We start from the raw sequence: 24819 nt of genomic DNA, 5'->3' as shown, positions 1-24819 counted from the left end.
TCTAATCATTGCTTTATCGATGAATAAAAATGAAAATGTAGCTTTTGTAACTGTTTGTCCACGGTGCCGATTTACAAGCACTTGGTATCTTTGAAATAGTAGCCTGGGTGAAGCGAAGCGGAACCCGGGAATTTTTTCCCTATACCCGGGTTCCGCTTCGCTTCACCCAGGCTACATGTTAAATGTAACAGGAGTTATGATTTCTTAAGCGGGCTTTATAACAGTTGCATTTTTTATTCTTAGATAAATGAAGTTGATGAGGAATATTCCATGAGTTTGGTTTTTGCGGGTAAAGTTGGATTAATTACTGGCGGTGCAAAAGGCATCGGTAAGGCGACTGCATTAAAGTTAGCCCAGGCAGGAAGTGATATTGCCATAGTTTATTACAACAGTTCTGATGAAGCCCAAGCTTTGATTGAAGAACTCCATGCTATGGGCCGTAAAGCAATTGCTTTGCAAGCTAATGTAGCAGATCATCAGTCTGTAAAAGAAATGTTTGCACAATTCCATGAACATTTTAATCGCCTTGATTTTTTAATTAGTAATGCCGCTAGTGGTGTTTTAAAACCGGCACTAAAGATGTCAACTAAGCATTGGCGCTGGTGTCTGGAAACCAATGCTTTGGCATTAAATCATTTGGCCACAGAAGGACATTCACTGATGCCCAAGGGTAGCCGTATTATCGCCTTATCTAGTCTTGGTGCATCTCGGGCAATTCCAAATTATGCATTTATTGGTGCATCTAAAGCAGCACTTGAAGCTTTAGTTCGTTCTTTGAGTCTTGAGTTGGCTGTTGATGGCATTACAGTGAATGCTGTTTCTGCTGGGGTAGTTGATACTGATGCATTAAAGCATTTCCCTAATAGGGAACAGTTACTTGATGAGTACCAAGCCCGCTCACTGGCTGATAGACCACTAACAACACAAGATGTTGCTAATGCCATTTATCTCTTATGCTTACCCGAAGCGTCCATGATTAATGGACATACTTTATTTGTTGATGCAGGGTATAGTCAGGTTGGTTAATACCTCGCCACGTTTAATTTTGTGTCTTTAAAAAAATCTATGGTATAATTTCGGGCTTTGTAAATTAGCTGATCTCTGAGGACAAAATATGAATGTAGCAGACGTTTATCCTAAAGTTAGAGAAATTGTTGCTGATGTGCTAGTAATTGATGTAGAAGAAATATCTCTTAACAGTCGATTAATAGCAGATCTCGGCGCTGAATCTATTGATTTTCTTGATTTGGTTTTCCAATTGGAAAAAGAATTCAAAATTAAAATTCCTCGTGGTCAATTGGAAAAAAATGCACGTGGTGATTTGGCAGAAGATGAATTCGAGAAAGGTGGTATCATCACCGAACAAGGTTTGATTGCATTGCAAAATTATTTAAGTGAAGTTCCTGCAGAGCAATTCAAGTCAAATATGAAAGTCAATGAAATACCCATGTTATTTACCATTGAAACGTTTTGTAAGTTAGTTGTCGCTGCAACTAAGGAACAACAAACCGCTGGAGCTGAGGCTTAATTCTGGTGTGACTTTAAAAGCAAGTTAATAGGGCATAATAAATACTGATGAGATTCTTATTTGTTGATCGTATAGTAGAGTCATCTCCTGGACAGATGATCCGGGGAGTCAAACATGTTACTTCAAATGATGCATTCCTCACAGTTGATGAACAGGGACGGCCCTGTTTTATTCCTTCTTTAATTGGAGAAACACTAGGACAATTGGCCGCTTGGAATGTAATGGAGCTGCAAGGATTTACCCGCAGGCCTGTTGCTGGTATTGTCGCCAGTGCTTCTATGCACCGACGGGCTTATGTAGGCGAGACTTTATTGCTTGAGTCATTTATTAAACACTTAGATGATTCGGTAATGCAATACCATAGCGAAGCTAAAGTGGGTAATGAGCTTGTTTTTCGTATTGAAGGGGCTTTGGGCCCTTTACTACCAATGGCTGATTTTATTGATTTAGATGAAGTAAGGCAGCAATTTTCTGAAATTAATCGTCCTGGGGATTGGTCAGTTATTAGCAAGGAAAGTGCACCATTATTGAATGACGATCTGATTATGAGTTTGGAATTGCCTGTAGTGCCCATGACTTTTGATAGAGTTCGCTTCAGTCAACCAGGGGTTAGTTTAATCGCTGAAAAAAGAATATCACGAGCAGCCCCTTATTTTGCAGATCATTTTCCTAAGAAACCCGTATTACCTCTGACAGTATTATTGGAGTGCAAGTTAAATTTGACCTATGAATTTATTCGACGTGCAGGATATTCAATACACTATAAAGTAAGCGAATTGCGCAAAATAAAAATGAATGAATTCGTTTATCCGGGTGATATTCTTGAATGTTTTGTGACTGTCAAAAAACAAACAGAAGATGAGTTGATCCTGGCTTATCGTAGTGAGGTTGCAGGCAAGCGTGTTTGTGTTGTAGATGTAGTACTTAATTCCCAGAGGTAAATAAAGTGAAAAAAAGACGAGTGGCTATTACAGGTTTGGGAGCTGTTTCTCCTTTAGGACTTGATGTGCAGTCCACATGGTCCAATTTATTGGAGGGGCGTTCGGGAATTGCTGAAATCAAGCAGTTTGACGCCAGTGCTTTTCCCGCTTATATTGCGGCTGAGGTGAAACATTTTACACTCGATCCCAAATTAACCACAAAACGTAGTCGCTTTTCTGTACCTTTTACACGATATGCTCTTGAGGCAGCGCAACAAGCATTTGATGATGCAGGTATATTGCCTACAGAGCAAACGGCAGCACAATGGGGCGTAGTTACAGGTAGCGGTATGATGACTGCTGAATTTGACTATCTGTCCCGATTTCAACAAACTTGTGCTCAAGATGGTGAAGCGGATTGGGGGCGATTACTTGCGAACACGCGAGAATTTTACAGATTATCTGATTTTGGTAAAACAACGCCAAACTCAGGGTTATCTTTATTGATTCAACAATTCGGAATTAGAGGTTATGCTTCCTCGGTGCATACAGCGTGTGCTTCAGGAGGGCAAGCTTTAGGGTTGGCGATGCAAGTCATTCGTCGAGGCGAAGCTGATTTTATGTTGGCTGGCGGATTTGATTCGATGATTAATCCTTTGGGGTTATCCAGTTTTTGCTTATTAGGCGCCTTATCTTCTTATAATAGTACACCGGAAACAGCGAGCCGACCTTTTGATGCAACGCGTAATGGTTTTGTCTTGGGGGAAGGTGCTGCCTTTTTAATTTTGGAAGAATGGAGTAAAGCAAAAGCTCGCGGTGCTCGTATTTATGCTGAGTTAGCCGGTGAGGGAAATTCCTTAAGTTCTTATCGAATTACTGATTCACATCCAAATGGGGATGGAGCCATTCAAGCAATCGAACGCGCTCTCCATGATGCAGGAGTACGGGCTTCTGATGTGGATTATATTAATGCCCATGGTACCTCGACCAAGATGAATGACTTAAGTGAAACGAATGCGATTAAAGCAGTTTTTGGGGAATATATCGCAAACCTACCTGTAAGTTCGACTAAAAGTCAGACTGGACATTTGATTGCTGCGGCAGGGGCGCTGGAGGCTGTATTATCCGTTAAATCTATAGAGCAGGCACAGATACCCAAGACTGCTAATTTAACGACCCCAGACCCAGAATGTGATTTGGATTATGTAGTTGATGGGCCGCGTGAACGTTCTTTAGGTGTGGTTTTATCCAATTCTTTTGGATTTGGTGGCTCAAATAGTTGCTTGTTATTTAAGCATCCTGAATTTGAAGGAGCAGGACTATGAGTCAGAGCAATAGAGTATTCATTACTGGGCGCAGCGCCCTAACTGCATCAGGCGCTACTGCGGATGCTACTTGGGATGCGATTCTTTCTGGAAAAAACGGAATTGCTAAAATGACCCACTGGGATTTATCCGGTTGGCCTCATGGATTGGCTGGAGAGTTAAAAGATTTTAATCCTGCAAAAATGTTACCGGATCGTAAGTTGCTGAAGGTTATTTCACGCCAGGATGTGATGGGAATTAATGCTGCGGTACAAGCAATCGAACACAGTCAAATGATTGCTTATCGCGATACTCTTGATGATCCTAATTCGTTTAATGAGCAAACCGCTATTTTTGTGGGGTCTCCTGGAAATAAATATTTTCAACAGTATGATTTTTTGCCTTTGTTAGCAAAAACTCAAGGTGATATGCAGCAATTTGCTGGGCAGCTATTCGAAACAGTTCATCCAATGTGGTTATTGCGAATATTACCTAATAATGTTCTTGCATATACAGGAATCACCTATGAATTTAAAGGTCCTAATCATAATGTAACGAACCATGCAGTGGGTGGTACGCAGGCTTTATTGGAAGCATATCATGCCATTAGCAGTGGTCAGGCAGAGCGGGCCGTGGTTGTTGCCTATGATATAGCTGAACCCCAAGCCTTGTTTTACTATGAGCAATTAGGTGTATTAAGTCATCAACATTTAAAACCTTTTGATGAGGCGCATGATGGCACAATTTTAGCTGAAGGTGCTGCTGCTTTGATATTGGAAAGTGAAGCAAGTATGCGAGCACGCTCCGCAACGTGTTATGGAGAAATTATTGGTGGATTATCTACCACGGAAACAGAAGGGTTATTTTCTCTGGATGCAAGCGGACAACAATTGGCAGAGTTGATGCAACGTACTTTGGATCTTGTTCAACTAAACGCTGATAATTTAGGTTTTATTGTTGCTCACGGTAATGGTAATAGCAAATCGGATTATAGCGAATCTCAGGCAATACAAAATGTTTTTGCGCAAAAGGAAATTCCAGTAACCGCATTCAAATGGTCTATGGGACATACTATATGCGCTTCTGGTCTGATTGACGCGGTAATGACAACTTATGCGCTTTCATCTAAGTGTGTACCTGGTATCGCTAATTTGCAAAATATTGCCTCCAGCTGTAAAGGTTTATCTGTAAGTGCAGAACATCAGTCTCTCAAAAGAGGGCCTTATGCATTGACGATTAATCGTGGGTTTGCCAGTATGAATGCTTGTTTGGTGATCAAAGCTTGTGACTGAATTAGAACGAAAAATTAATGAGTTGCCTATAAGCTTGCTGGGGCGATTCGTATATAAATTTTTACCCTATAAGCGGCAAGTCATTATGGCAAATATTGATCGCGTTTATGGTGATCAATTAAATGACGCACAAAAAAAGCGGCTTGCTGTATCTTATTACTCTCATTTACTTAAATCCTTTAAAGAAGCAATTCAATTGCGTTTCATGTCTGAAGATAAATTACGTAAACAAGTCGAGGTTCGTGGCCATGAGAATATGTTAGCAGTTGTAGCGCAACAAAAAGGTGTTTTGGTTCTTACTGGACATTTTGGCAATTGGGAAGTGGCGCCAATAGGTGGTGTTTTAAATTTTAAAGAGTTTCAAGGGCAGTTTCATTTTATACGTCGTACTCTATCAATCAAATTTATTGAGCGGAGCTTATTTAAGCAATACTACCAAGTAGGTTTAAACGTTATTCCTAAAAAGAATTCTCTAGATAAGGTTTGTGCTGCTTTGGAACAAAATCATGCGGTCATTTTTGTTCTTGATCAACATGCTTCTTTGGTTAATCGAGACGGTATTGCTGTAGAGTTTTTTGGAGTAAAGGCAGGAACCTATCGTAGCTTAGCGACTTTATCTCGCTATACTGGAGTCCCAGTAATTCCTGCAGCGGGCTATAGATTGCCTAATGGAAAACATGTCTTAGAATTTTATGATCCAATCCCTTGGACAGATTATGGAAGTGCTCAAGAATCACTATATTATAATACGTTAGCTTATAACCAAGCTTTAGAACGCATTATTTTAGCTCATCCTGAGCAATGGAACTGGATGCATAAGCGTTGGAAACTTAAGTCGAAGTAACGTAAGTGCTCAATCCCAACCAGGGAACGGCCGTATTTGGCGCATCTGGCGAGAAAATTTCCCTAATCAATGCTCACATACTGATGTATGCTGCGCTTGCTTAGAAAAAATTTCTCACAACCTGTGCTCAAATCCAACCGTTCGAGTAAACATTCACATGGGAGACTTGAGCTATTACGAAGTAACTCCTTTGCCACTGATTGTTTTTTTAAAAGAATCAATATGTTCCACTTCAAAAGGCTCTTCTTCTTTGGCAGGATTCTTCATTTTCGCAAAAAAGCCTTCCGCCCAATGCAATGCACTTTGTGCATATCCAGCAGCTTCACAAGTATATTCGGAAAGCACTTTAGTTGCGCTTGCTACAAAGTCAGTGTTTTCTGAACTTTTTAAAGGTTTAGTACTGGATTGGATTACCAGTTCTGGCAGTAGACAATCAAATTCGTTGGAAACATATTGCAAGTGGTCTGAATCTTCATTGACCTGTGCAAGTAATGAATCTACATCACTGAGAGGTCTTTCTTTTAACATCAACTCTAATAGACGAAATTGATTTATAATAAATGGATTTTGATTGTCTTTTAACCATCGATAAAGCCCCTCATTTTCTTCTTTACGTTCCATTACATAATGATATAGACGGTGAAGTTTTTGTCTTGTGCTCAGCTCCTCTTTAGGTATTGTTTGTAATGAGTAACTCTCTAATGCCTTAATAATGTCTTCAAATTTTTCTTGTGTTAACGGAAGAGTGATGTCGTTTAATAAATCCGGAAGCTCTTTTTCTTCCTCCTGAGTTGAGATGGATTTTTTTATCCGATCTTTGGATGGTTTTTTATTTTTTTCCTTAAGCCCCAATGATTCTGGAACGACATAATCAGGTGAGTTAGGTTTAAAAAAACCAGTCCATCCGTAAGTCCAACATCGTTTGAACCATTTAATCAATCCAGAAAAAAATCCTTGTTCTTTAGTAAAACGTAACTCATGTTGCGCTTCCGAAAGCGCTTTTCGTGCAACGAGAATAATTTCTTGATTTTTTTCAGAGTTCAGATTTTTTAGGGCCAAAGTACACAAATCAATAACTCTTTGATAATTTTCTTTTCCACCACGTAGGCCAAAATAACGAATAATCCTTTTTGCATCAAATAAAAATAATTGATAACTAACTTGCTCATCAAAAAAATCAGGGTGGTTTAAAAAAGCAGTAAATATTGCTTCTTTTACTGTTCCATCTAATTCGGGACGTCCTAGCATGAAACCAATATGGTGTATTGCTTTGGCTCGAATGGTATGATTTTCTGAGTGCTGATAAAACTCCATATAGTCATTAAGCAGTTTCCCAATTGATTCAGAATTGCCTTTATAGTGTATTAAAAAATACTCAAAACAATTAATCAACTTGTCATGTTTGATTAAACCCTCTATAAAGGGGTTTTCATCCGAATCAGCTGGTGGTCGGTGTCCACTAAAAAAGAGTGGATTTAAATGAACATTTTGCAGCATTCTTTGAATGTTAATGCGATTATTTTGATAAAATAATGCAACATTTCCTTTTAGCGCATTATTTCTTAAATAGCGATTCGTTAAATGAGCTGTTCTTTTTGCTAACTCTCTAAATGCCAGTTTATCGTTCAGGAAAAAAAGTAACTCGATTGCTTCGAGTGAAAAAGAATGGTTTTTATCTAATAATCTTTTAGATAATTGATTAATATAGCTTGCATAGGCTTTATTATAATGTCCATTAAGATAAAAGCGCATCGCCAAAATCAAATGAGATTCTTTATTTGCATGATCCAGGAATTTAATCGGTATATTATTAAATAATCCTAAATGCTCAATAATATTGAGAATGACTATTTCTTTCTGATTAGGTTCCATTTTACTCAATTCATCAATGATATTGTGCCCGGCAATGTTCATTAAATGAGCCAAGATGTAATGGGCATTAGGCATGGAAACAAAATGAGTAATCCAATAAGTTAGAACCTTGTGTCTTTCATAGAGGGGGTATCGCTCGATTAATGCTTCTATTTGGGGCATGGTTAACTGATGAAAATGAGGCACGGAGCAAAGAATACTGACCGCTGCTTCAGGTTCTAATTTGCCAATCAATTGAGTAGAAAGCATTTTTATGTCTAGTTGATGAATCAGAGAATTAAGACGTGAAGGGATGTGGAGATCTGGAATAACCAACCTATTTAACAAGGAATCCCCTTTTAAAGAAGATAAGAATTCTTTTTGGCTTAATAAGTGAATAATCAAGAGAGATTTTACTTTTGGATTTTTGACTATTTGAATGGATTCAAGAATATTGGAGAACGTCAAATTTCCTTCTTCAAGAGTTGCTAAAAATTGGGCTTGGCTCCCTATATCTTTATTGATTTCCGTTAAATACTCTGGGTTTCCCATAGCTGCTTTGAATAAATCAAAACTTTGTATTTTGCTTCCTGTCATGGCACTCTCCTTTTAGCCAAGCACCAGTTTCCAAAATAGACTTCCCCCAAAAACTTCCTGTAGTGACAAATTGCGTCGTCGATGCGGTGCTCGAATCCTCATGTAACTCGTGTACACTCCGATTCTGCACTTCTCTTTCTCTTCGCACTTTGCTTGCTGCGGCGAGTTTCGAAAGAAATTTTATATAAATTTTGGAACGATGCGAGTGTGAGGCGTTCTTTCAGGATAACTCTTTGTAAATAAAATTCAATACTTGTGTTAATTTTGCATAAAAGGGGACATTGCATGAAAGATATATCAACAGAACTCGCCCTAACATCTGCTTTTTAGAACAGGATACCTTCGTAAACAAAAACGGCTGGCCCAGTCAGAATTATTGGTTCATTAAATGTTGGCCAGTTAATAAACAAATCACCGCCAGGTAACGTCACTTTGATTTGTTTGTCCAGTTGATGGTACAAACGTCCAACAGCGGCTGCTGCGACAGCACCACTTCCACATGCTTGTGTTTCCCCACAGCCGCGTTCATACACTCGTAATTTAATATGCGTCGGATTTACAATTTGCATAAATCCAACATTTGCCTGTTCAGGAAAGTCTGGATGCAGGCTGATTTGTTTCCCAAGAGTATGGACTGGTGCTGCTTCTGTATTTTCTACCAATAATACTGCATGTGGATTACCCATACTGAGTGCATGTAAACTTATTCTTTGATTATGCGGAAGTTCCAAAGAATATTCGGCAGCTTGTTGATTTGCTCTGAGAGGGATAGCTGATGGGGCTAATTGTGGAATACCCATATCGACGCTGACACTTGAGTCTGAATTGATATGTAAATTCATCTTCGTGGTTGATGTGGCCACAGTTAAGTGATTTTTGTCAGTTAAACCATAGTATTTTGCAAATAAAGCAAGACAACGTGCTCCATTACCACATTGACCAACCTCCTGACCATCCGCATTAAAAATTCGATAGTTAAAATCGATACCATCTTGCTGGCTGGATTCAATAAGTAAACATTGATCAAAACCAACACCGGTATTGCGCTGAGCTATATTGGCGATTTGTTGGGGACTTAGATTGATTTTCTGATGGACTCCATCAATCACTATGAAATCATTGCCTAAGCCATGCATTTTGGTAAATTTAATTTTCATAATTTTTGCCCCGCACGTCACTCGTTACTTACTATTTGTGGCATTTTTTGTTGATTCTGGCAAATAAAGAGGCCCTTTTTGCCCACAACCCAATAAGAATATGGGGATGCAAATCATAAATAAAAAGTAAATTCGTCTCATTGGAAAAAAGTCATTAACTGTTAGAAGGGTAACTATCCATTTATTTAAGTAAAAATTCAAGTAGGTCTGTTTGCATTTCTACTATTTTGGCCAATCTGTCCAGATTTTATTCGTCCTGATGCGCACATACTCCATGTATGCTGCGCTTCAGTACTTGAACATCTAGCCATTTTGACTCAAGCTAGCGAAATAGAAACAGGCCAAATTGTCTAGATTTTCTGGGTTCCGATGCTTACATACTGCAACTATATTGATAAGTCATCTATGAGCACTTCATCATCATCAATATCATCAATTGATAGATCAAGCCCTTTTCTATACTTATTCATTGTAGAGACCACATTCTCTCCAGAAGATTGCCAGAAGAGCATCGATTTTGTCGATGAATAGCCTACATGGGTATAAACTGCGAGCGCAATTAATCCTAGGCCGAGGCTTGCAAGAATTCCTACGGCGATTAAGGCATTTTGAAAATATCGCTCCCAGTCAGCATCACGATGTTTTTTGAGTTCCGCTTCAGCACGGCCCAATTTTTTGTAAAATACGCGCAAGCGCATTTCAGGGTGAGGAAATTTTTTTTGATTTTGCAAAACATCAAGCAGTTCGGTTGCTTTTTTGATTTTGATATTTATTTTATCATCTTCTTTTTTTATTTCATCATCCTGTTCTAATTCTTTAGGCCTATTGGATAATTGAGATTTAAGTAATGCTAAATATTCATTTGTTAAGGGAATCAGTTTGTTATTAATGAGCAATAAATACTTGGCTTCATTATTATTATTCAGTGCGGCCTGGTATTCGCTTGTTTTACTTCGTTCGGCTTTTAATGATGCATTCGTTTTTCTTTCTTGCTCTTCTTTTTCTGCTATTTGTTCCCGCATCTTTTCGATTGTTTTTTCTTGCTCTTCTTTTTTCGCTATTTGTTCCTGCTGCATCTTTTCGATGCGAGCAGCTAATTGCTGTCTTTCCTGTTCTAAAGCAACTTTTTCTTGTTTTAGTCTATCAACGACATCGTATTTATTGATGGCATGACGTTCAACTAACTCTTGGAACGTGCCTTTTTCTGCAGGAGCAGGCAAGGCTTTGGGTCTGTCTCGATAAAATTTTTGTGCAGCGATATCGATTAATGTTTCAGCTTCTTTTCGAAGGGACAACTCATGCTTATTGAAAATAGTTTCCTCGGTTACAAAGAATCGACCTAGCGCTGCGGTGTCATTAATAAAGACTCCGATCTGATGAAACAATTTTTCAAATTCATCAAAAGAGCTACCATAATGATCTTCAAATCGAGCTGTAAGTTGCTCAATTAAGCTTTCTTCAGTTTCGTTTTTAGGAAGTTTTTCGCCCAGTTGTCGGCAGATGTAAGCTATTTTTATACTTACTGGGTAATCCGCTAATCGAGCAAATTCCTGGCTTTCGAAAATCCTAATAATTTCCGGATTAATTTCTGCACCTGAATAGCTTTCATCTTTATTAATCTGAGTTAATAAGGAATTAAAAAAGTATTTTAAATTGGTATCAGTTGATGTTTGCAAACGATTCAATTCTTCTTTAAGGTTCGCATGTTGTTGCCCAACAGTCTGAGTAACTCCTTTTAAACTTAAATCAATCAGGTTTTTTACAAATTCTTGTATGGTTGGATTTTCAATTTTTAATAATTCATTAAATTCTTGAAATATGTTGGTGATTGCTGCAAAAAGCTCTTCTTTTTCTTTTTGTTTGTCATTTGCACTCCAATCATCGCTTAGATATTGTTGGTTTACTCTTTGTATTAATGCGCCAAAAGAACTTAAAACATCTTGGCGTGCACTTTCACTGTCAAGTATTGCTGTTGCTGCAATTGAGTGCTCAGTAAGGGAAGCTGAAAGATTAGATATTTTTCTAATGTTTTTGGATAATACATTTTGTGCTGATTTAATCAATGCAGCCAAACTATGCTCTTCATGGGAATCAACTTGGAGTATTTTGAAGAAATACTCTTTCATTAATTTACTGTGCTCTTCATTAACATATCCGATATTTTTAGGAAAAACTTCTGTTAAAAGACCGTATTTATGACCAGTGCGCAGCATTTTTCTTTGGGGGGCTACGCCCATAAATGTATAATGCGTCGCATTAAACGCTTCATATGCAGCTCTATTTTCATAAATTTTGTCATAGAGCTTGCGAAATATAGTTGGGAAATCAAGTTTTGCTACATCGATACCCTCGCTAATGTCCATTTCTTTCAGGAATGAGAGATATTTTTTACCTAAACCGGTAGACTCATGGAAAATTTCTCGTGCGTCTTTAAATGCAACTCCGTGCGATGTTAAAAAATTAAGTAATTTAAAAACCATTAATTTTTGAACGTGCGTCGCTTTGGTTTTATCAGGAGAAACGACAACGTTTTGTTGTGATGCATTAGTTCCAGCAGAGCCTGTACCGTGATGCCCGGGCAGGGTATGTCGAACTATTGTTTGTTCTGCATTTGAAGCCTCAACATAGATTGGAGTAAAGCCCCAATCAGAGCGTTCATTTTCGTAATAGACAAATTCAGCATGTTTAACAAAAGATGGAAGAGTAAAAAATCTTTCGTCATACCAAGTTACTGGCCAACAGTCTCCAGGAACTGGATCAATGATAAAAAGATTCATTGATGCATCAGCAATATTGGTTTTTAGTGCATTAAACCATCGCTCTTGGTCTTGTTTGTCTTTAGGTAGTTGGGTTAATAAAGGTTTAATGATGTCAGTAGTATTGTTAAATGGTTTGCCACTTTTCCTGGCCGCTTGTTGTTGCGTTAATTCCTTGATTAGTTGTTCGAAATTTTCACAAGAATTAATGGCTTTCTTTATCGCATCGAGTTCATGAGCGATCAGAATGGATTCAACGCCGCCTCTGCTGTGTGCAATATCATTAAGCTTAGTTTGCCCGCGGACAAGAGCATTTAAAGCAATACCAAGGCCAATTCCAATTTTTTCGCCCACATCGCTTCCGTCTGTTTTGGGCCCATTAACCACAGCGACTTCTGCAGATTGAAAAGGAGCAAGTTGTTTGTGATTAATCAGAGGGTTCTCTTCTGTTTTAATCAATGTCGAAACAATACTTAGAGTTTCTCCCTTAGGATAATATTCCTGAACTGTATCCCCTTTTTTTAAGGGTTTAGGTTTCTTCTTGCTTTTTAGAGTGGGAGTATATACTGTATCGGTCCCCAGCATCGTAAGGGTAAATGGTTCTTCTTTATTAAACATCTTTTGCCGCTTATTGATTCACACTAGCGAACTATAATTCATATTGAGTAAAAATGGAATAGAAGGGCTGGTATTTGTGATTGCAAATATATCAAATTGTTTGTTTTTAAGTCAATAAAATTTCTATAAAATATCGAGAGTATATAACTTGCACTGTGTTGATGCATTAGCGATAATTTCTCTTTTTTGTCTGTGAGGGGATTTGTTTTGAATGTATTTATAAATGAGTCACAGGCTCAAGCACAAGCATGTGTTATTTGGATGCATGGATTAGGGGCTGATGCTTCCGATATGATGGGTTTAGTCGATCAGTTAACGATTGCGGATGTAGAGATACGCCACGTATTTATTAATGCCCCCCAACGGCCAGTAACATTAAATGGCGGGATGGTCATGCCTGCTTGGTATGATATTGTCGGTGTCAGATTAATTGATAGAGAAGATAAAGAAGGAATTGAACAATCAGAGTTGCTGATTCGTAAAGTTATCGATGAACAATTAAACGATGGTTTTGCCTACAATCAGATTTTCCTGGCAGGATTTTCACAAGGGGGAGCTATGGCATTACATACGGCTCTTCATACACCAGCTCGCTTGGGGGGAGTTGTTGCCTTGTCTGCTTATTTACCTTTAGCTGCGCATAGCAGGCCAAATCTGGATAAGAGTACACCTTTTTTTATGGGGGCCGGGCAATTTGATCCCCTGGTTTTACCTCAGTGGACTGAATCAAGTAAAGATTGGCTATTGAAAAAAGGATATGAACATATTTCTTATTATAAATATCCTATGGAACATTCAATTTGTTTTGAGGAAATTAAAGAGCTCAGTCTTTGGTTTAGACATAAAATTCGGGGAGAAGCATAATGCCCATAGTGAAAAAGTCACGTACGGTCAATTATACATGTGAGCAAATGTTTTCGTTGGTGAATGAAGTAGAGCGTTATGCGGAATTTCTACCTTATTGTACAGAAAGCTTAGTACATCATCGTGATGAAGATGAAGTGCAGGCCACTTTAATTATTGGTGCAGCAGGCATGAGTAAGTCCTTTACTACACGTAATCGATTACAAATTAATAAAATGATCGAAATTCGTCTTGTTGATGGTCCATTCAGTCATTTAGAGGGTTTTTGGCGTTTCGATGAAGTGGACGAGGGATGCAAAGTCTCGTTTGATTTAGAGTTTGAATTTGCCGGGCGTATGTTTTCCATGTTGCTTGGCCCTGTATTTGAGCAAGTAACGGATAAAATGGTCGATTCCTTTTGTGAGAGAGCCAGGACAATTTATGGTGAAGATTGAGCTGGTATATGTGGCTGTAGATAGGAGTACAGTACATATGGTTTTAGATCTCAAACAAGGAGCAACAGTTTTTGATGCTCTAAATGCATCAGGAATATATAATACTCATCCGGAAACGCGAAATATGGTCGTTGGAATTTATGCAAAACAAGTTTCTTTGGAACACGTGCTTCAAGAAGGTGATAGAGTAGAAATATATAGGCCTTTGGTTTTAGATCCAAAAGAAAAACGACGTCAAAAGGCAACAAGTATTCGCCGCCGTGTGTAAGCCCTCTAAGTCGATACACATAGCTACCGATGTCCCACGGCTTATTCCTAAGAGATCCTCAAAATTTAACCTGGTAGAATGTCATTTGTTGCCTGTAGGCAGAGATGTGGGTAAGAGATAGAAGCCGGGCTGAGGGCATAAATCCTCAGCCTTTATTTAAAACAGAACACACAAGTTCTGGTTATTCTTGATTAATGTTTGGATGATTGAGCGATGCTACACCTGGTTTTAGTTTGCTTCGTTCCACATGAGTTAGTCTATCGTTGTGAAAATACAAACTCACTGTTGACATCGTCATATATCCATGACCTCTGCGCCAGGTGTATGCATAGTCCCAGCGATCGTTATTAAAGGTGGGACTTAACAAACTGGTGCCCATTAATATAGCAACATCATTCTTACTCATTCCTATTTTGAGCCGGTCAATTTTTGATTGTGGTAATAAATTCCCTTGCTGAACTACTCGTCGAGATAGATCAAAAGAGGAACATTGGGTAAGAGTTAAAGTAAATACGATTCCAAGTAGAAAAATTATTATTCTCATTTTTTTGCCTATCGTGAAAAATTTCGCCATAATAACACGTCATTTACTGAAAGACACCTGGAGCATTAATGGAAGAAAGTAAGCAGCTTAAGAATGCTGGACTGAAAATTACTTTACCGCGTTTAAAAGTATTGCAAATCTTGGAGCAATCGCCCAATCATCATTTAAGTGCGGAAGGTGTTTACAAGGCATTATTAGAAACAGGGGAAGATGTGGGCCTCGCAACAGTTTATCGTGTATTAACACAATTTGAGACAGCAGGATTAGTTACACGTCATAATTTTGAAGGGGGACACTCAGTATTTGAATTGAGTCAGGGGGCTCATCATGATCACCTGGTTTGCATCAAATGTGGTTGTGTTGAAGAATTTGTTGATGAAATTATTGAACAAAGACAAAAAACAATAGCTGAGCGCGCACATTTTCAGATGACCGATCATGCATTAAATATTTATGGGATATGTCCTCGATGCCATAAAGGCGAATAAAACATCTGTAGTTTTATTTTTCTTTTTTTCCCAGAAGAAAATAGGTCGTTACATCACCTATGCCTTTCATTTCCAAAGTTCCTCGTGGTTCAACAATGAATTCATCTTGGAGCATAAAAGCCATTTTTTCAGAGATTTGGATTTTATTGGGGAGAGAAGTTTCTTCCAGTCGGCTGGCTAAGTTAACTACATTCCCCCATATGTCATAAACAAATTTTTTATGACCAATTATCCCCGCAATGACAGTACCATAGGTAATTCCAATGCGAAGTTGGAGTTGCATCTGATTTTCTTGATTAAATGCCTGCATTTTTTCCAGAATAGCTAAAGCATAATTTGCAATGTTGATTGCATGGCGTGTTGTTTGTTCAGGAACACCTGATACAGCCATATAGTTATCGCCAATGGTTTTAACTTTTTCTATATGATATTTTTCGGTAAGTTTGTCGAGTTCAGCAAACAATAAATTTAAAACATTTACTGTTTTTTTGGCACCTAATTGATCAGTTAACTGCGTAAAATTAATAATATCTGCAAACATAACACTTGCTTGGGAATATTCATCAGCAATATCCTCTTCTCCCATTTTCAAGCGAGAGGCAATTGACTCTGGCAAAATATTCAATAATAAAAGATCATTTTCCTCATTTACTTTGGATAATGTTTTTAATGCATGAATGATAAAAAAGAGCATAAGGAAGGTTGACAGAAGTGAGAGTCCAAGTGCTAAGGCGATAATTTTTGACATTTCCTGATCAATTTGTTCATTGATTAAGAATGTCCGGGTATTTACCAGCGTGAAGAACTCTTGTAAGGGCTTCATCACTTTTAATTTTGCTTGCAAATAATCATCGCCAAAAACCATTTGTTGGGCTAACTGGCGATTTGGTTTCCCAATAATCGTGTAATTTCCTGACTTATCCTGATATTTTCCTTCAATCAGATTCATTGCTTTAATTTCGGTTTCTGCAAGTTTTTTGCTTTGATTCTCAGCTTCAGTCAGCAAGGAGAATTCTTTTAAAGTAAAACGATGTTCCAACATCATTGCAGCTAATGATTTTGCTGGGCCATAAGGTTGGGGGCGTTTATCTCCAATGACCAAATCCCAATATAATTCGTCATAATTTAAAGGGCGAGGAGAGGTTCCATTGATTATCCCCAGGACTTCATTATAGTGATCAAAGTACTTTTTTTCGCCTGTGATTACATAAAGACGTGCCATCTCAGTTAAATCATCGGAGCTCTGGCGAAGTTGATTCGCTAACGAATACAATTGATATCGCTCATTTCCATCGATGATTTCTTGTACCGCAATGTGTTTTAATAAAAACAAACAAACGATAAGGCTCCCAAGCGTGATTGCTAGAAAGAAGAAAAAATAGTACAGCAGACGCGTATTTTTAAGATGGAGTTTTCCTAGCACGTTTAACTCGTTTGGCCTGTCCACTTACATTGAGAATAGCTCATTTATAATACTTGAGCTATTTCTAATAACTAATTTTAAATGCTATTCTTTAATGAAGAAGATATCTGTTTATTAGGGAATTTTTAGGACAAGCTCACAGACTTGATCCTTCACTTAGTTCAGGGATTAATTCATGAAATTGTTATTTTTAGGAGCGGGTAGTGGTATCGGAACGGATTTCGGAAACTTTCAGTCAAATATGCTACTTCTAACGGATAGTGGTAAGAAACTATTGATAGATTGTGGTACGGATATTCGTTTTTCATTAACTAAAGCCGGATACCTTCCTCAAGATATTGATGCAGTTTACATTAGCCATTTACATGCCGATCACATAGGGGGGATCGAATGGTTTGCTTTTCAACGTAAGTTTGCTTCTTCTACTGGATCACCTGAGCTAATCATTCATAAAGATTTAGTTCATCGATTATGGGAGCACAGCTTAAGTGGAGGATTAAAAACACTTGATGATAGAGAGGCAATTTTAAGTGATTATTTTGTGGTGCATTTAATCAAGGATGAGCAAGTGTTTAATTGGGAGGGATTGAAACTGAATTTAGTGCAAACCATTCATATTTATTCCAATAAGAAGCTGATGCCAAGCTATGGTTTGGCCGTTGGTTTTAAAGGAAAAAAATTCTTCATTACTACTGATGCACGCTTTACTCCAGAGCGTTTTGAAAAATATTATCGGGATGCAACACTTATTTTTCACGATTGCGAAACTATGGAAGCTCCCAGTGGGGTACACGCTCATTTCAATCAGTTAGATACGTTGGATCCAAAGATTAAAGCAAAGCTCTGGTTATATCATTACAATGATGGAGAGTTACCGGATGCTAAAGCGCATGGTTTTGCGGGTTTTGTCCGTTGTGGCCAAGAGTTTGACCTTACTTAATGGTAATGATTCATTTAAAAAATTCAATATAAAAAACAAAAGCTTTGCAATACCATCTTTGTGACTTTGGATGCGAAATTAAATAAGAAAAACTCCTAATTCTTCTTAAAATTTAATGTATTTCATTGATATAATGAGTCTCTTTTTAGAATAGTTGATATGGATATTTATGTGGATTGTATGGATTGCACTTTCGCGACCTTACACGTTTATTGTAATGGCTTTAATGCTTCTTATCATTGGGCCTTTGGCAATAATGCGCACTCCTACAGATATTTTTCCTGATATCAATATTCCCGTTGTGAGTGTTGTATGGAGCTTCACTGGTTTACCTCCTGATGAAATGGGTAACCGCATTACGAGTGTTTTTGAGCGTGCTGTAACGACTACAGTAAATGATATTGAACATATTGAGTCTGAATCACTCATTGGCGTCAGCGTCGTCAAATTATTCTTCCATCCCAATGTGAATGTCGATATGGCTTTGAGTCAGGTCACGGCAATTGCACAAACGATACTGCGTAATTTGCCGCCAGGGACTTTACCGCCATTAATACTAAACTATAAAGCCTCAACGGTTCCTGTGTTACAACTTGTATTGTCGAGTGCGACCATCCCGGAACAAAAGTTAAATGATTTGGGGAATAACTTTCTTCGTACGCAACTTGCAACAGTTCAAGGAGCTGCGTTACCGTATCCTTATGGAGGAAAAGTACGTCAAATTCAGGTTGATTTGGATATTCCAGCGATGCAAACCTATGGGGTTTCTGCACAAGATATTAATAATGCCATTCTTGCACAAAACCTTATTATACCTGCAGGAACACAAAAAATAGGTCAGTATGAATACATCGTTAAATTAAATGGTAGCCCGCTTTCAGCAGTTGAATTAAATGAAGCGCCGGTTAAATCCACCCCGGGCCGAGTTTTATATATCCGTGATGTTGCTCATGTTCGAGATGGATTTGCACCACAAACCAATATAGTGCGAGTAGATGGACAACGGGCAGTAATGATGTCCATTCAAAAAACAGGGAGTGCATCGACTTTAGATATCGTTCATCGGGTAAAAGCGTTATTACCTAAAGTTAAGGATATGCTTCCTGAAGGACTTAATTTATCCTATTTTGCGGATCAATCAATCTTTGTGACTGCCGCTATCCGGGGCGTTATTACTGAAGGTGTAATTGCTGCAGCATTAACGGGACTTATGATTTTACTTTTTTTAGGCAGCCTGCGCAGTACTTTGATTATCACTTTGTCCATTCCCTTATCCATTATTGCATCGATTACTATTCTTTCTGCTTTAGGAGAGACAATCAATATTATGACTTTAGGTGGTTTAGCGCTTGCTGTAGGTATTTTAGTTGATGATGCTACCGTTGCTATTGAAAATATTAACTGGAATTTGGAGCAAGGTAAGGAAGTAGAACAAGCCATACTTGATGGTGCGAAACAGATTGCAATCCCTGCGCTGGTATCAACCCTATGTATTTGTATTGTTTTCGTGCCGATGTTTTATTTGGGGGGAGTCGCTCAATATTTATTTGTGCCTTTAGCTGAAGCAGTAATTTTTGCAATGCTTATGTCTTATATTTTATCACGTACACTTGTTGCTACTTTGGCAAAGTATTGGTTACGCAAACATGATCCGAGGTCTGAGGAGAAAAATAAGGGTCGATTTTCTCGCCTACACGAAGCATTCGAAGAAAAATTTACTGCATTACGTTCGCGGTATTCTGAGTCATTATCTTGGGTATTGAATAATGCTAAAGTTTTTATTCCCTGTTTTTTAGCTTTTGTTGGTGTTTCAATAGTATTACTCTGGCCATGGCTTGGTTCGAATTTTTTCCCTGATGTGGATGCAGGGCAAATTAAATTACATATTAGTGCACCGACAGGTACTCGAGTAGAAGAAACAGCACGTATAGTGGATAATATTGATACAGTGATTCGCCAGGTAATACCTCCCAGGGATTTGGGTAGTATTGTTGATAATATTGGGCTGCCGGTAAGTGGAATTAATTTATCCTACAGCAACTCAGCAACGAACGGCCCGGAAGATGCAGACATTTTAATTTCTTTAAAAGATGGGCATAGACCCAGTTCGGATTATGTGCATCAATTAAGAGCAGTTCTGAGGGATCGTTTTCCGCAAGTTACTTTTGCATTTTTACCCGCAGATATCGTAAACCAAATTATCAATTTTGGTTTGCCATCACCTATTAACATCCAGGTTATTGGTTTAAAAAAAGAAGACAATGCTCATTATGCTAATAGCCTAATGAATCAGTTAAAACGGGTTCCAGGACTTACTGATGTGCGCATAAGACAATCCAATAATTATCCTGAATTTTTTGTGGATGTTGATCGTAGTTTGGCAAAGGAACTTGGATTTACTCAGCTCAATGTTGCTACTGATTTGTTGGTTACCCTTTCGGGTAGTTTTCAAACCACACCTACCTTCTGGCTGGATCCTAAAAATGGGGTTTCTTATCCGATTGTTACCCAAGCACCGCAATATGTGATGACGTCATTAAATGATTTGCTTAATATTCCGCTTGGAAGTTTAACCATGCGACCTAGCCAGCTGCAAATTTTAGGTTCTTTTGCAAAATTGAAGCGTATGGTGACTTCAGTTGTTGAGTCACATTATAACGTTCAGCCAGTGATTGATATTTTTGCTTCAATACAAGATAGAGATTTAGGCGCAGTAACCAAAGACATCCAAAGAATTATTCGGGCCACGTATAAAGATTTGCCTAAAGGCTCTTCTGTAGCGATTCGTGGGCAGATTGATACTAAAGAACATGCATTCAATGGGTTGTATTGGGGATTAGCATTCTCAATTTTGTTAGTTTATCTGCTGATTGTCATTAACTTTCAATCTTGGACTGATCCCTTTATCATTATTACCGCATTACCTGCTGCTATTGCTGGAATTGCTTGGATGTTATTTATTACCCATACTGCATTAAGTGTACCAGCCCTTACAGGAGCAATTATGTGTATGGGGGTTGCAACAGCAAATAGCATCCTCATTATCAGTTTTGCTCGAGATCATCTGGCAACTGAAAATGATCCAATGCAAGCAGCGCTTGAAGCAGGAAAGACCCGTTTACGACCCGTAATGATGACTGCATTAGCCATGATAATTGGTATGTTTCCTATGGCGCTGGGCCTGGGGGATGGTGGTGAACAGAATGCTCCATTAGGAAGGGCAGTAATTGGGGGGTTATCTTTTGCAACAATGGCTACGCTCTTTTTTGTCCCGGCTGTTTTTTACGTCATTCATCAACGCAAATTGAAAAAGAAGCAAAGGAAGGAACATGCTTAAAACAATTCAATCACATATAAAGGGCCACAAGCATAGAAGACTGGTTATTGCGATTACTGTTTTTTTATTTATTATTTTGGTGATCATTATTTTTCGTGTTTCCGCAGCGATCAGTTTACGTAATGAGACTCTTGCGGCTGCAGTTCCTGTAGTACGCGTGATGACAGCGGAACAAGAGAAAGGAGAGGACAAAATTATTTTACCAGGTAATGTTCAAGCCTGGCATGAGTCACCTATTTTTGCACGTGCTAATGGTTATATAAAAAAATGGTATGTAGATATTGGCAGCCATGTGAAACAAGGTGATTTACTGGCCGTTATTGAAACGCCTGAGCTTGATGCACAAGAGCGTCAAGCGAGAGCTGATTTGAAGACCGCTATAGCGAATAATCAATTGGCACAAATTACTGCGAGACGTTGGCTTAATTTAGTAAAAACGAAATCCGTTTCCCAACAGGAAACGGACGAAAAAGTAAGTACGGCTGCAGCTTTAGAAGCAGCGATGTTTGCAGCAAAGGCCAATTTGCAACATTTGCAAGAGTTAGTCGGATTTCAACGTGTCATAGCCCCTTTTGATGGAGTCATCACGGCTCGAGCTACAGATATTGGTGATTTAATTGACGCAGGGAGTAGTGCAACAGCCCCACCCTTATTTCGTATTGCCCAAACAAAACCTCTGCGAATTTATGTTAAAATCCCCCAGTATTTTTCTTCTCGAATTAAGCCGAATATGACTGTAGAGCTCCATTTCGCGGAGCATCCCAAGCAAGTTTTCCCTGCCAAATTATTTGAAACAGCACAAGCAATTGATCCTAAGACGCGTACTTTACTTGCTCAATTTATTTCTCCGAATAAAAATGGAGAATTGTTGCCTGGTAGTTACACTGAAGTTTGGTTTACTTTACCTATTCCTCCTAAGACGGTGATTTTACCTGTCAATACTTTGCTCTTTCAGGCGCAAGGATTACAGGTAGCAACATTAGACAAAGACAATAAGATTGTCTTAAAGTCCGTTACTCTTCGACGTGATTTTGGTTCAAAAGTTGAAATTGCCACAGGAGTATTACCTGGTGATCGAGTTGTACTTAATCCTCCAGATGCAATTAGAAATGGGGAAACTGTGCGAGTTGTTTCATGAAAAAAGTGCAAGGAGAAACCGAGCGTACAACGGGATACATGAAGTCATATGAGAATTCGAGCACCGTATTGACAAAACAATTTCCCGCCGCAGCAGGGCTTGGAAAGAAATCTATTGGTGTTAGTGTCCTTGTTTTTGCATTAATGGGGTGTTCTTTTGCTCCAAAATATCATCGTCCTGCCATGCCTATTCCTGAACATTTCAAGGAACCAGGTCAATGGGTGGAAATTAAATCCACACCACGAATTGTTGCCCCAGATGGTTGGTGGCAGGCTTTTCATGATCCGGTATTAAATGATTTGGAAAACCAACTAAATAATGCAAACCAAGATTTGAAATTGGCTTATGCTCATTTTCAGGAAGCAGTTTCACTGGTACAAGTGGCTCGCTCCTATTTTTTTCCCACGATTCAAGGCTTATTCAATGCGGATAGACAGCAAAATTCACGAACGGTTGCGAATCCTGTAACTACGCCGGTTTTTAATCAATTTCTGCTAGGTGGTTTTCTCTCTTATGAGCTGGATGCGTGGGGAAGTATCCGCAATTCGGTCATTGCCAGTGAACGTAGTGCGAATGCAAGTGCGGCGGATATGGCTTCCATTCGTTTGAGTTTGCAAGCAGAGCTTGCGAATAATTATTTTGCATTAAGAGGCAGTGATGAGGCGCAACGCATATTGAATATGACAGTTGTTGCCTATCAACAAGCTCTTTATTTAACAAAAAATCGTTATCAAGGTGGGGCTGCACCTATAGCTGATGTTGATGAAGCAGAAACGCAACTTGAGAATGCGAAAACACAGGCGGAAGATATACGGTTACAACGAGCTCAGTTTGAACATGCAATCGCAGTATTAGTGGGAGAAATACCAAGTAATTTTTCCTTATCTCCCGCTAAATCACCTAGAGTTTTCCTGGCAATAGCGCCAAATGTGCCTTCAACTATTCTGGATAGAAGACCTGACATTGTTGCTGCGGAATCGCGGGTTCAGGCTGCAAATGCAAATATTGGTGTAGCACGAGCTGCTTTTTTTCCAGTAATCGAATTAACGGGAAGTGCTGGTTTTCAAAGCAGGAGCCTGGCGAATCTCATCTCCAAACCAAGCCTTTTTTGGTCACTTGGGCCTCTGAGTTTATTGACCTTAAGCCAACCTGTAGCACAAGTAACACTTTTTGATGGTGGTCGATTGCGGGGTTTATTAAATCAGGCTAAAGCTCAGTATTTTGAAACAGTTGCTACGTATCGACAAACAGTATTAACTGCATTGCAGGAAGTAGAGGATAATCTGATTGCGATTCATCAGCTTGATAAAGAATATCGGACTCAAAAAGCAGCGGCTCGTGCGGCCAAACGGGCTTGGGAGCAAGAGTTGTATCGCTATAAAGGAGGGCTTGTTACTTTTCTGCAAGTCGTAGTTGTTGAAAATACTGCATTACAATCAGAACTTTCATTAATCAACATCCGTACTCGCCGGCAAATTGCCAGTATCCAGTTAATTAAAGCTCTGGGTGGTGGTTGGTCTTTAGATATGGGCAAGAGAAAAACCAAGGCAGCACCTTATTCTCTTAAGGTAGGGTAGAACGATGGGATAAAGGTAGTCCCTTGAGCCTTTATCCTAATCCAAGGTTTTTGTTGTATTAATCAAGATTAATGGTATAAGAATAGCTACCAATGCCATCATATACTGTATTAATATAGCGAATTCCGTTGCATGAAGCGCTAACAGTTGGATGGTTCATCAATGGGCCATCTTTAATATCAAGAACACACCAATTCTCGGCATCATAGGCAACAGTAACATGAGCATAGCCGCTGCGACATGCGAATGAGTCTCGGATCTCAAAACTGCGAGGACCAATTAATTGAAGAATAACATCTTGATCGTTAAATCCACTGACAACATAGATGCCAGGGTGGGATGCATCACTTAAACGAAAATAATCTTTATAACCACACCAAGATTTATCGGCGTGTGCATTCATCATTATCAAACTGGTTGTTGCCAGTACCATCCATTTTTTCATAACAGAGCCCCTTTTTTTATTATTAAATCCGCTGCGATTATAGGGAAGTATTGAATACAAAACAATCACTCTGCTGCAATACCTTCAGTTGTGCGTATCTAGGTTCTGCTTGAAAAAAGTGGCGAAACTCCTATCGACGCAACTGTAGCCTTGTCCCAGTTGCCTCTCTCCCGCTAGGAGCAGTTATCATCCAAGGTATCAATATTTTTTTGGAAAATACATTAATGATCATATGACTTAAACTTATTATTAATTTCTAACTTTATGAAAATATGGTCTAGAATAATCTACATAAAGGAAAATTTAAAAACAAAAAGAGGGGAAAAACTATGAACACTCTGAAAAAAATAGCAATTGTAAGTATTTGTCTTACAACACTTGGCTTACTAAGCTCTTGTGGAACAGTTCACGGTTTTGGAAAAGACGTTTCTACCGTGGGTAAAGATATTCAAAGAGCATCACGATAATTTCTTTTTCTGCTCCCTATAGAAAAT

Annotated in this window: 22 protein-coding genes; 15 read left to right on the top strand and 7 right to left on the bottom strand. The window is 38.7% G+C overall.

The annotated features are described in order from the left end of the window. Nucleotides 1–270 precede the first annotated feature (270 nt). From fabL to DY223_RS14100, 6 genes are all read left to right on the top strand, one after another. Nucleotides 271–1026 (top strand): enoyl-[acyl-carrier-protein] reductase FabL, encoded by a 756-nt coding sequence (gene fabL / locus DY223_RS14125; RefSeq protein WP_058458780.1) that lies wholly within the window; start codon nt 271–273, stop codon nt 1024–1026. Between the two features lie 88 nt (nt 1027–1114). Continuing rightward, the gene (locus DY223_RS14120) at nt 1115–1528 is read left to right on the top strand and encodes an acyl carrier protein (protein ID WP_058458779.1); all 414 of its coding nucleotides are present in this window, start codon (nt 1115–1117) and stop codon (nt 1526–1528) included. A 47-nt stretch (nt 1529–1575) separates the two neighbouring features. Then, complete coding sequence (locus tag DY223_RS14115; protein WP_115684330.1) at nt 1576–2469, top strand: ApeI family dehydratase; 894 nt, start codon at nt 1576–1578, stop codon at nt 2467–2469. A gap of 5 nt (nt 2470–2474) precedes the next feature. After that, on the top strand, nt 2475–3773 hold the full coding sequence (locus DY223_RS14110; RefSeq protein ID WP_058458778.1) for a beta-ketoacyl-[acyl-carrier-protein] synthase family protein: 1299 nt from the start codon (nt 2475–2477) through the stop codon (nt 3771–3773). Continuing rightward, a complete protein-coding gene (locus DY223_RS14105) occupies nt 3770–5044 on the top strand; it encodes a beta-ketoacyl-[acyl-carrier-protein] synthase family protein (RefSeq protein ID WP_058458777.1) in 1275 nt (424 codons plus the stop codon). The genes DY223_RS14110 and DY223_RS14105 overlap by 4 nt, the downstream gene beginning before the upstream one ends. Then, nucleotides 5037–5888, top strand: a complete 852-nt coding sequence (locus tag DY223_RS14100; RefSeq protein WP_058458776.1) for a lysophospholipid acyltransferase family protein — start codon at nt 5037–5039, stop codon at nt 5886–5888. The genes DY223_RS14105 and DY223_RS14100 overlap by 8 nt, the downstream gene beginning before the upstream one ends. Nucleotides 5889–6062: 174 nt before the next feature. Here DY223_RS14100 and DY223_RS14095 read toward each other — a convergent pair whose 3' ends face one another. From DY223_RS14095 to DY223_RS14080, 4 genes are all read right to left on the bottom strand, one after another. Then, nucleotides 6063–8336: a hypothetical protein gene (locus tag DY223_RS14095; protein WP_058458775.1), complete on the bottom strand. Its 2274-nt coding sequence runs from the start codon at nt 8334–8336 to the stop codon at nt 6063–6065. A 326-nt stretch (nt 8337–8662) separates the two neighbouring features. Continuing rightward, nucleotides 8663–9493: a diaminopimelate epimerase gene (dapF, locus tag DY223_RS14090; protein ID WP_058458774.1), complete on the bottom strand. Its 831-nt coding sequence runs from the start codon at nt 9491–9493 to the stop codon at nt 8663–8665. Between the two features lie 24 nt (nt 9494–9517). Continuing rightward, the gene (gene lptM / locus DY223_RS14085; protein WP_082642413.1) at nt 9518–9634 is read right to left on the bottom strand and encodes an LPS translocon maturation chaperone LptM; all 117 of its coding nucleotides are present in this window, start codon (nt 9632–9634) and stop codon (nt 9518–9520) included. A gap of 245 nt (nt 9635–9879) precedes the next feature. Further along, complete coding sequence (locus tag DY223_RS14080; RefSeq protein ID WP_058458773.1) at nt 9880–12867, bottom strand: hypothetical protein; 2988 nt, start codon at nt 12865–12867, stop codon at nt 9880–9882. A 207-nt stretch (nt 12868–13074) separates the two neighbouring features. On the opposite strand from DY223_RS14080, the gene DY223_RS14075 reads away from it, so the two are divergent. From DY223_RS14075 to DY223_RS14065, 3 genes are read left to right on the top strand one after another with little or no spacing between them, the layout of a single operon-like run. Next, nucleotides 13075–13731, top strand: coding sequence for an alpha/beta hydrolase (locus DY223_RS14075; protein ID WP_082642412.1), 657 nt, complete (start codon nt 13075–13077; stop codon nt 13729–13731). Beyond that, nucleotides 13731–14165, top strand: coding sequence for a type II toxin-antitoxin system RatA family toxin (locus DY223_RS14070; RefSeq protein ID WP_058458772.1), 435 nt, complete (start codon nt 13731–13733; stop codon nt 14163–14165). The genes DY223_RS14075 and DY223_RS14070 overlap by 1 nt, the downstream gene beginning before the upstream one ends. Beyond that, on the top strand, nt 14152–14433 hold the full coding sequence (locus DY223_RS14065; protein WP_058458771.1) for an RnfH family protein: 282 nt from the start codon (nt 14152–14154) through the stop codon (nt 14431–14433). The genes DY223_RS14070 and DY223_RS14065 overlap by 14 nt, the downstream gene beginning before the upstream one ends. 181 nt (nt 14434–14614) lie before the next feature. Here DY223_RS14065 and DY223_RS14060 read toward each other — a convergent pair whose 3' ends face one another. After that, the gene (locus DY223_RS14060) at nt 14615–15007 is read right to left on the bottom strand and encodes an outer membrane protein assembly factor BamE (protein ID WP_058458770.1); all 393 of its coding nucleotides are present in this window, start codon (nt 15005–15007) and stop codon (nt 14615–14617) included. Nucleotides 15008–15045: 38 nt separating this feature from the next. Here DY223_RS14060 and fur point away from each other — a divergent pair, with 38 nt between their 5' ends. Further along, the gene (gene fur / locus DY223_RS14055; RefSeq protein WP_058458769.1) at nt 15046–15465 is read left to right on the top strand and encodes a ferric iron uptake transcriptional regulator; all 420 of its coding nucleotides are present in this window, start codon (nt 15046–15048) and stop codon (nt 15463–15465) included. A 13-nt stretch (nt 15466–15478) separates the two neighbouring features. On the opposite strand, the gene DY223_RS14050 is transcribed toward fur, so the two are convergent. Then, the gene (locus DY223_RS14050; RefSeq protein ID WP_259293206.1) at nt 15479–16912 is read right to left on the bottom strand and encodes an adenylate/guanylate cyclase domain-containing protein; all 1434 of its coding nucleotides are present in this window, start codon (nt 16910–16912) and stop codon (nt 15479–15481) included. 151 nt (nt 16913–17063) lie between these two features. Between DY223_RS14050 and DY223_RS14045 the strand changes: the two genes are divergently transcribed. The 4 genes from DY223_RS14045 to DY223_RS14030 all read left to right on the top strand — a co-directional run bounded on the left by DY223_RS14045 (nt 17064) and on the right by DY223_RS14030 (nt 23880). Further along, on the top strand, nt 17064–17828 hold the full coding sequence (locus DY223_RS14045) for an MBL fold metallo-hydrolase (RefSeq protein WP_058458768.1): 765 nt from the start codon (nt 17064–17066) through the stop codon (nt 17826–17828). A gap of 169 nt (nt 17829–17997) precedes the next feature. Next, nucleotides 17998–21165 (top strand): efflux RND transporter permease subunit, encoded by a 3168-nt coding sequence (locus DY223_RS14040; RefSeq protein ID WP_058458767.1) that lies wholly within the window; start codon nt 17998–18000, stop codon nt 21163–21165. Further along, on the top strand, nt 21158–22303 hold the full coding sequence (locus DY223_RS14035; protein ID WP_058458766.1) for an efflux RND transporter periplasmic adaptor subunit: 1146 nt from the start codon (nt 21158–21160) through the stop codon (nt 22301–22303). Before DY223_RS14040 ends, DY223_RS14035 begins: the two co-directional genes overlap by 8 nt. Further along, the gene (locus DY223_RS14030) at nt 22300–23880 is read left to right on the top strand and encodes an efflux transporter outer membrane subunit (RefSeq protein ID WP_082642411.1); all 1581 of its coding nucleotides are present in this window, start codon (nt 22300–22302) and stop codon (nt 23878–23880) included. The genes DY223_RS14035 and DY223_RS14030 overlap by 4 nt, the downstream gene beginning before the upstream one ends. Before the next feature lie 58 nt (nt 23881–23938). Here the strand turns inward: DY223_RS14030 and DY223_RS14025 are convergent, their stop codons facing one another. Next, nucleotides 23939–24325, bottom strand: coding sequence for a hypothetical protein (locus DY223_RS14025; RefSeq protein ID WP_058458765.1), 387 nt, complete (start codon nt 24323–24325; stop codon nt 23939–23941). 329 nt (nt 24326–24654) lie between these two features. On the opposite strand from DY223_RS14025, the gene DY223_RS14020 reads away from it, so the two are divergent. Beyond that, nucleotides 24655–24792, top strand: coding sequence for an entericidin A/B family lipoprotein (locus DY223_RS14020; RefSeq protein WP_082642410.1), 138 nt, complete (start codon nt 24655–24657; stop codon nt 24790–24792). Nucleotides 24793–24819: the final 27 nt, after the last annotated feature.

The sequence above is a fragment of the Legionella bozemanae genome (assembly GCF_900450575.1).
Lineage (GTDB): Bacteria > Pseudomonadota > Gammaproteobacteria > Legionellales > Legionellaceae > Legionella > Legionella bozemanae.
This window is presented reverse-complemented; position numbering and strand designations above follow the sequence as displayed.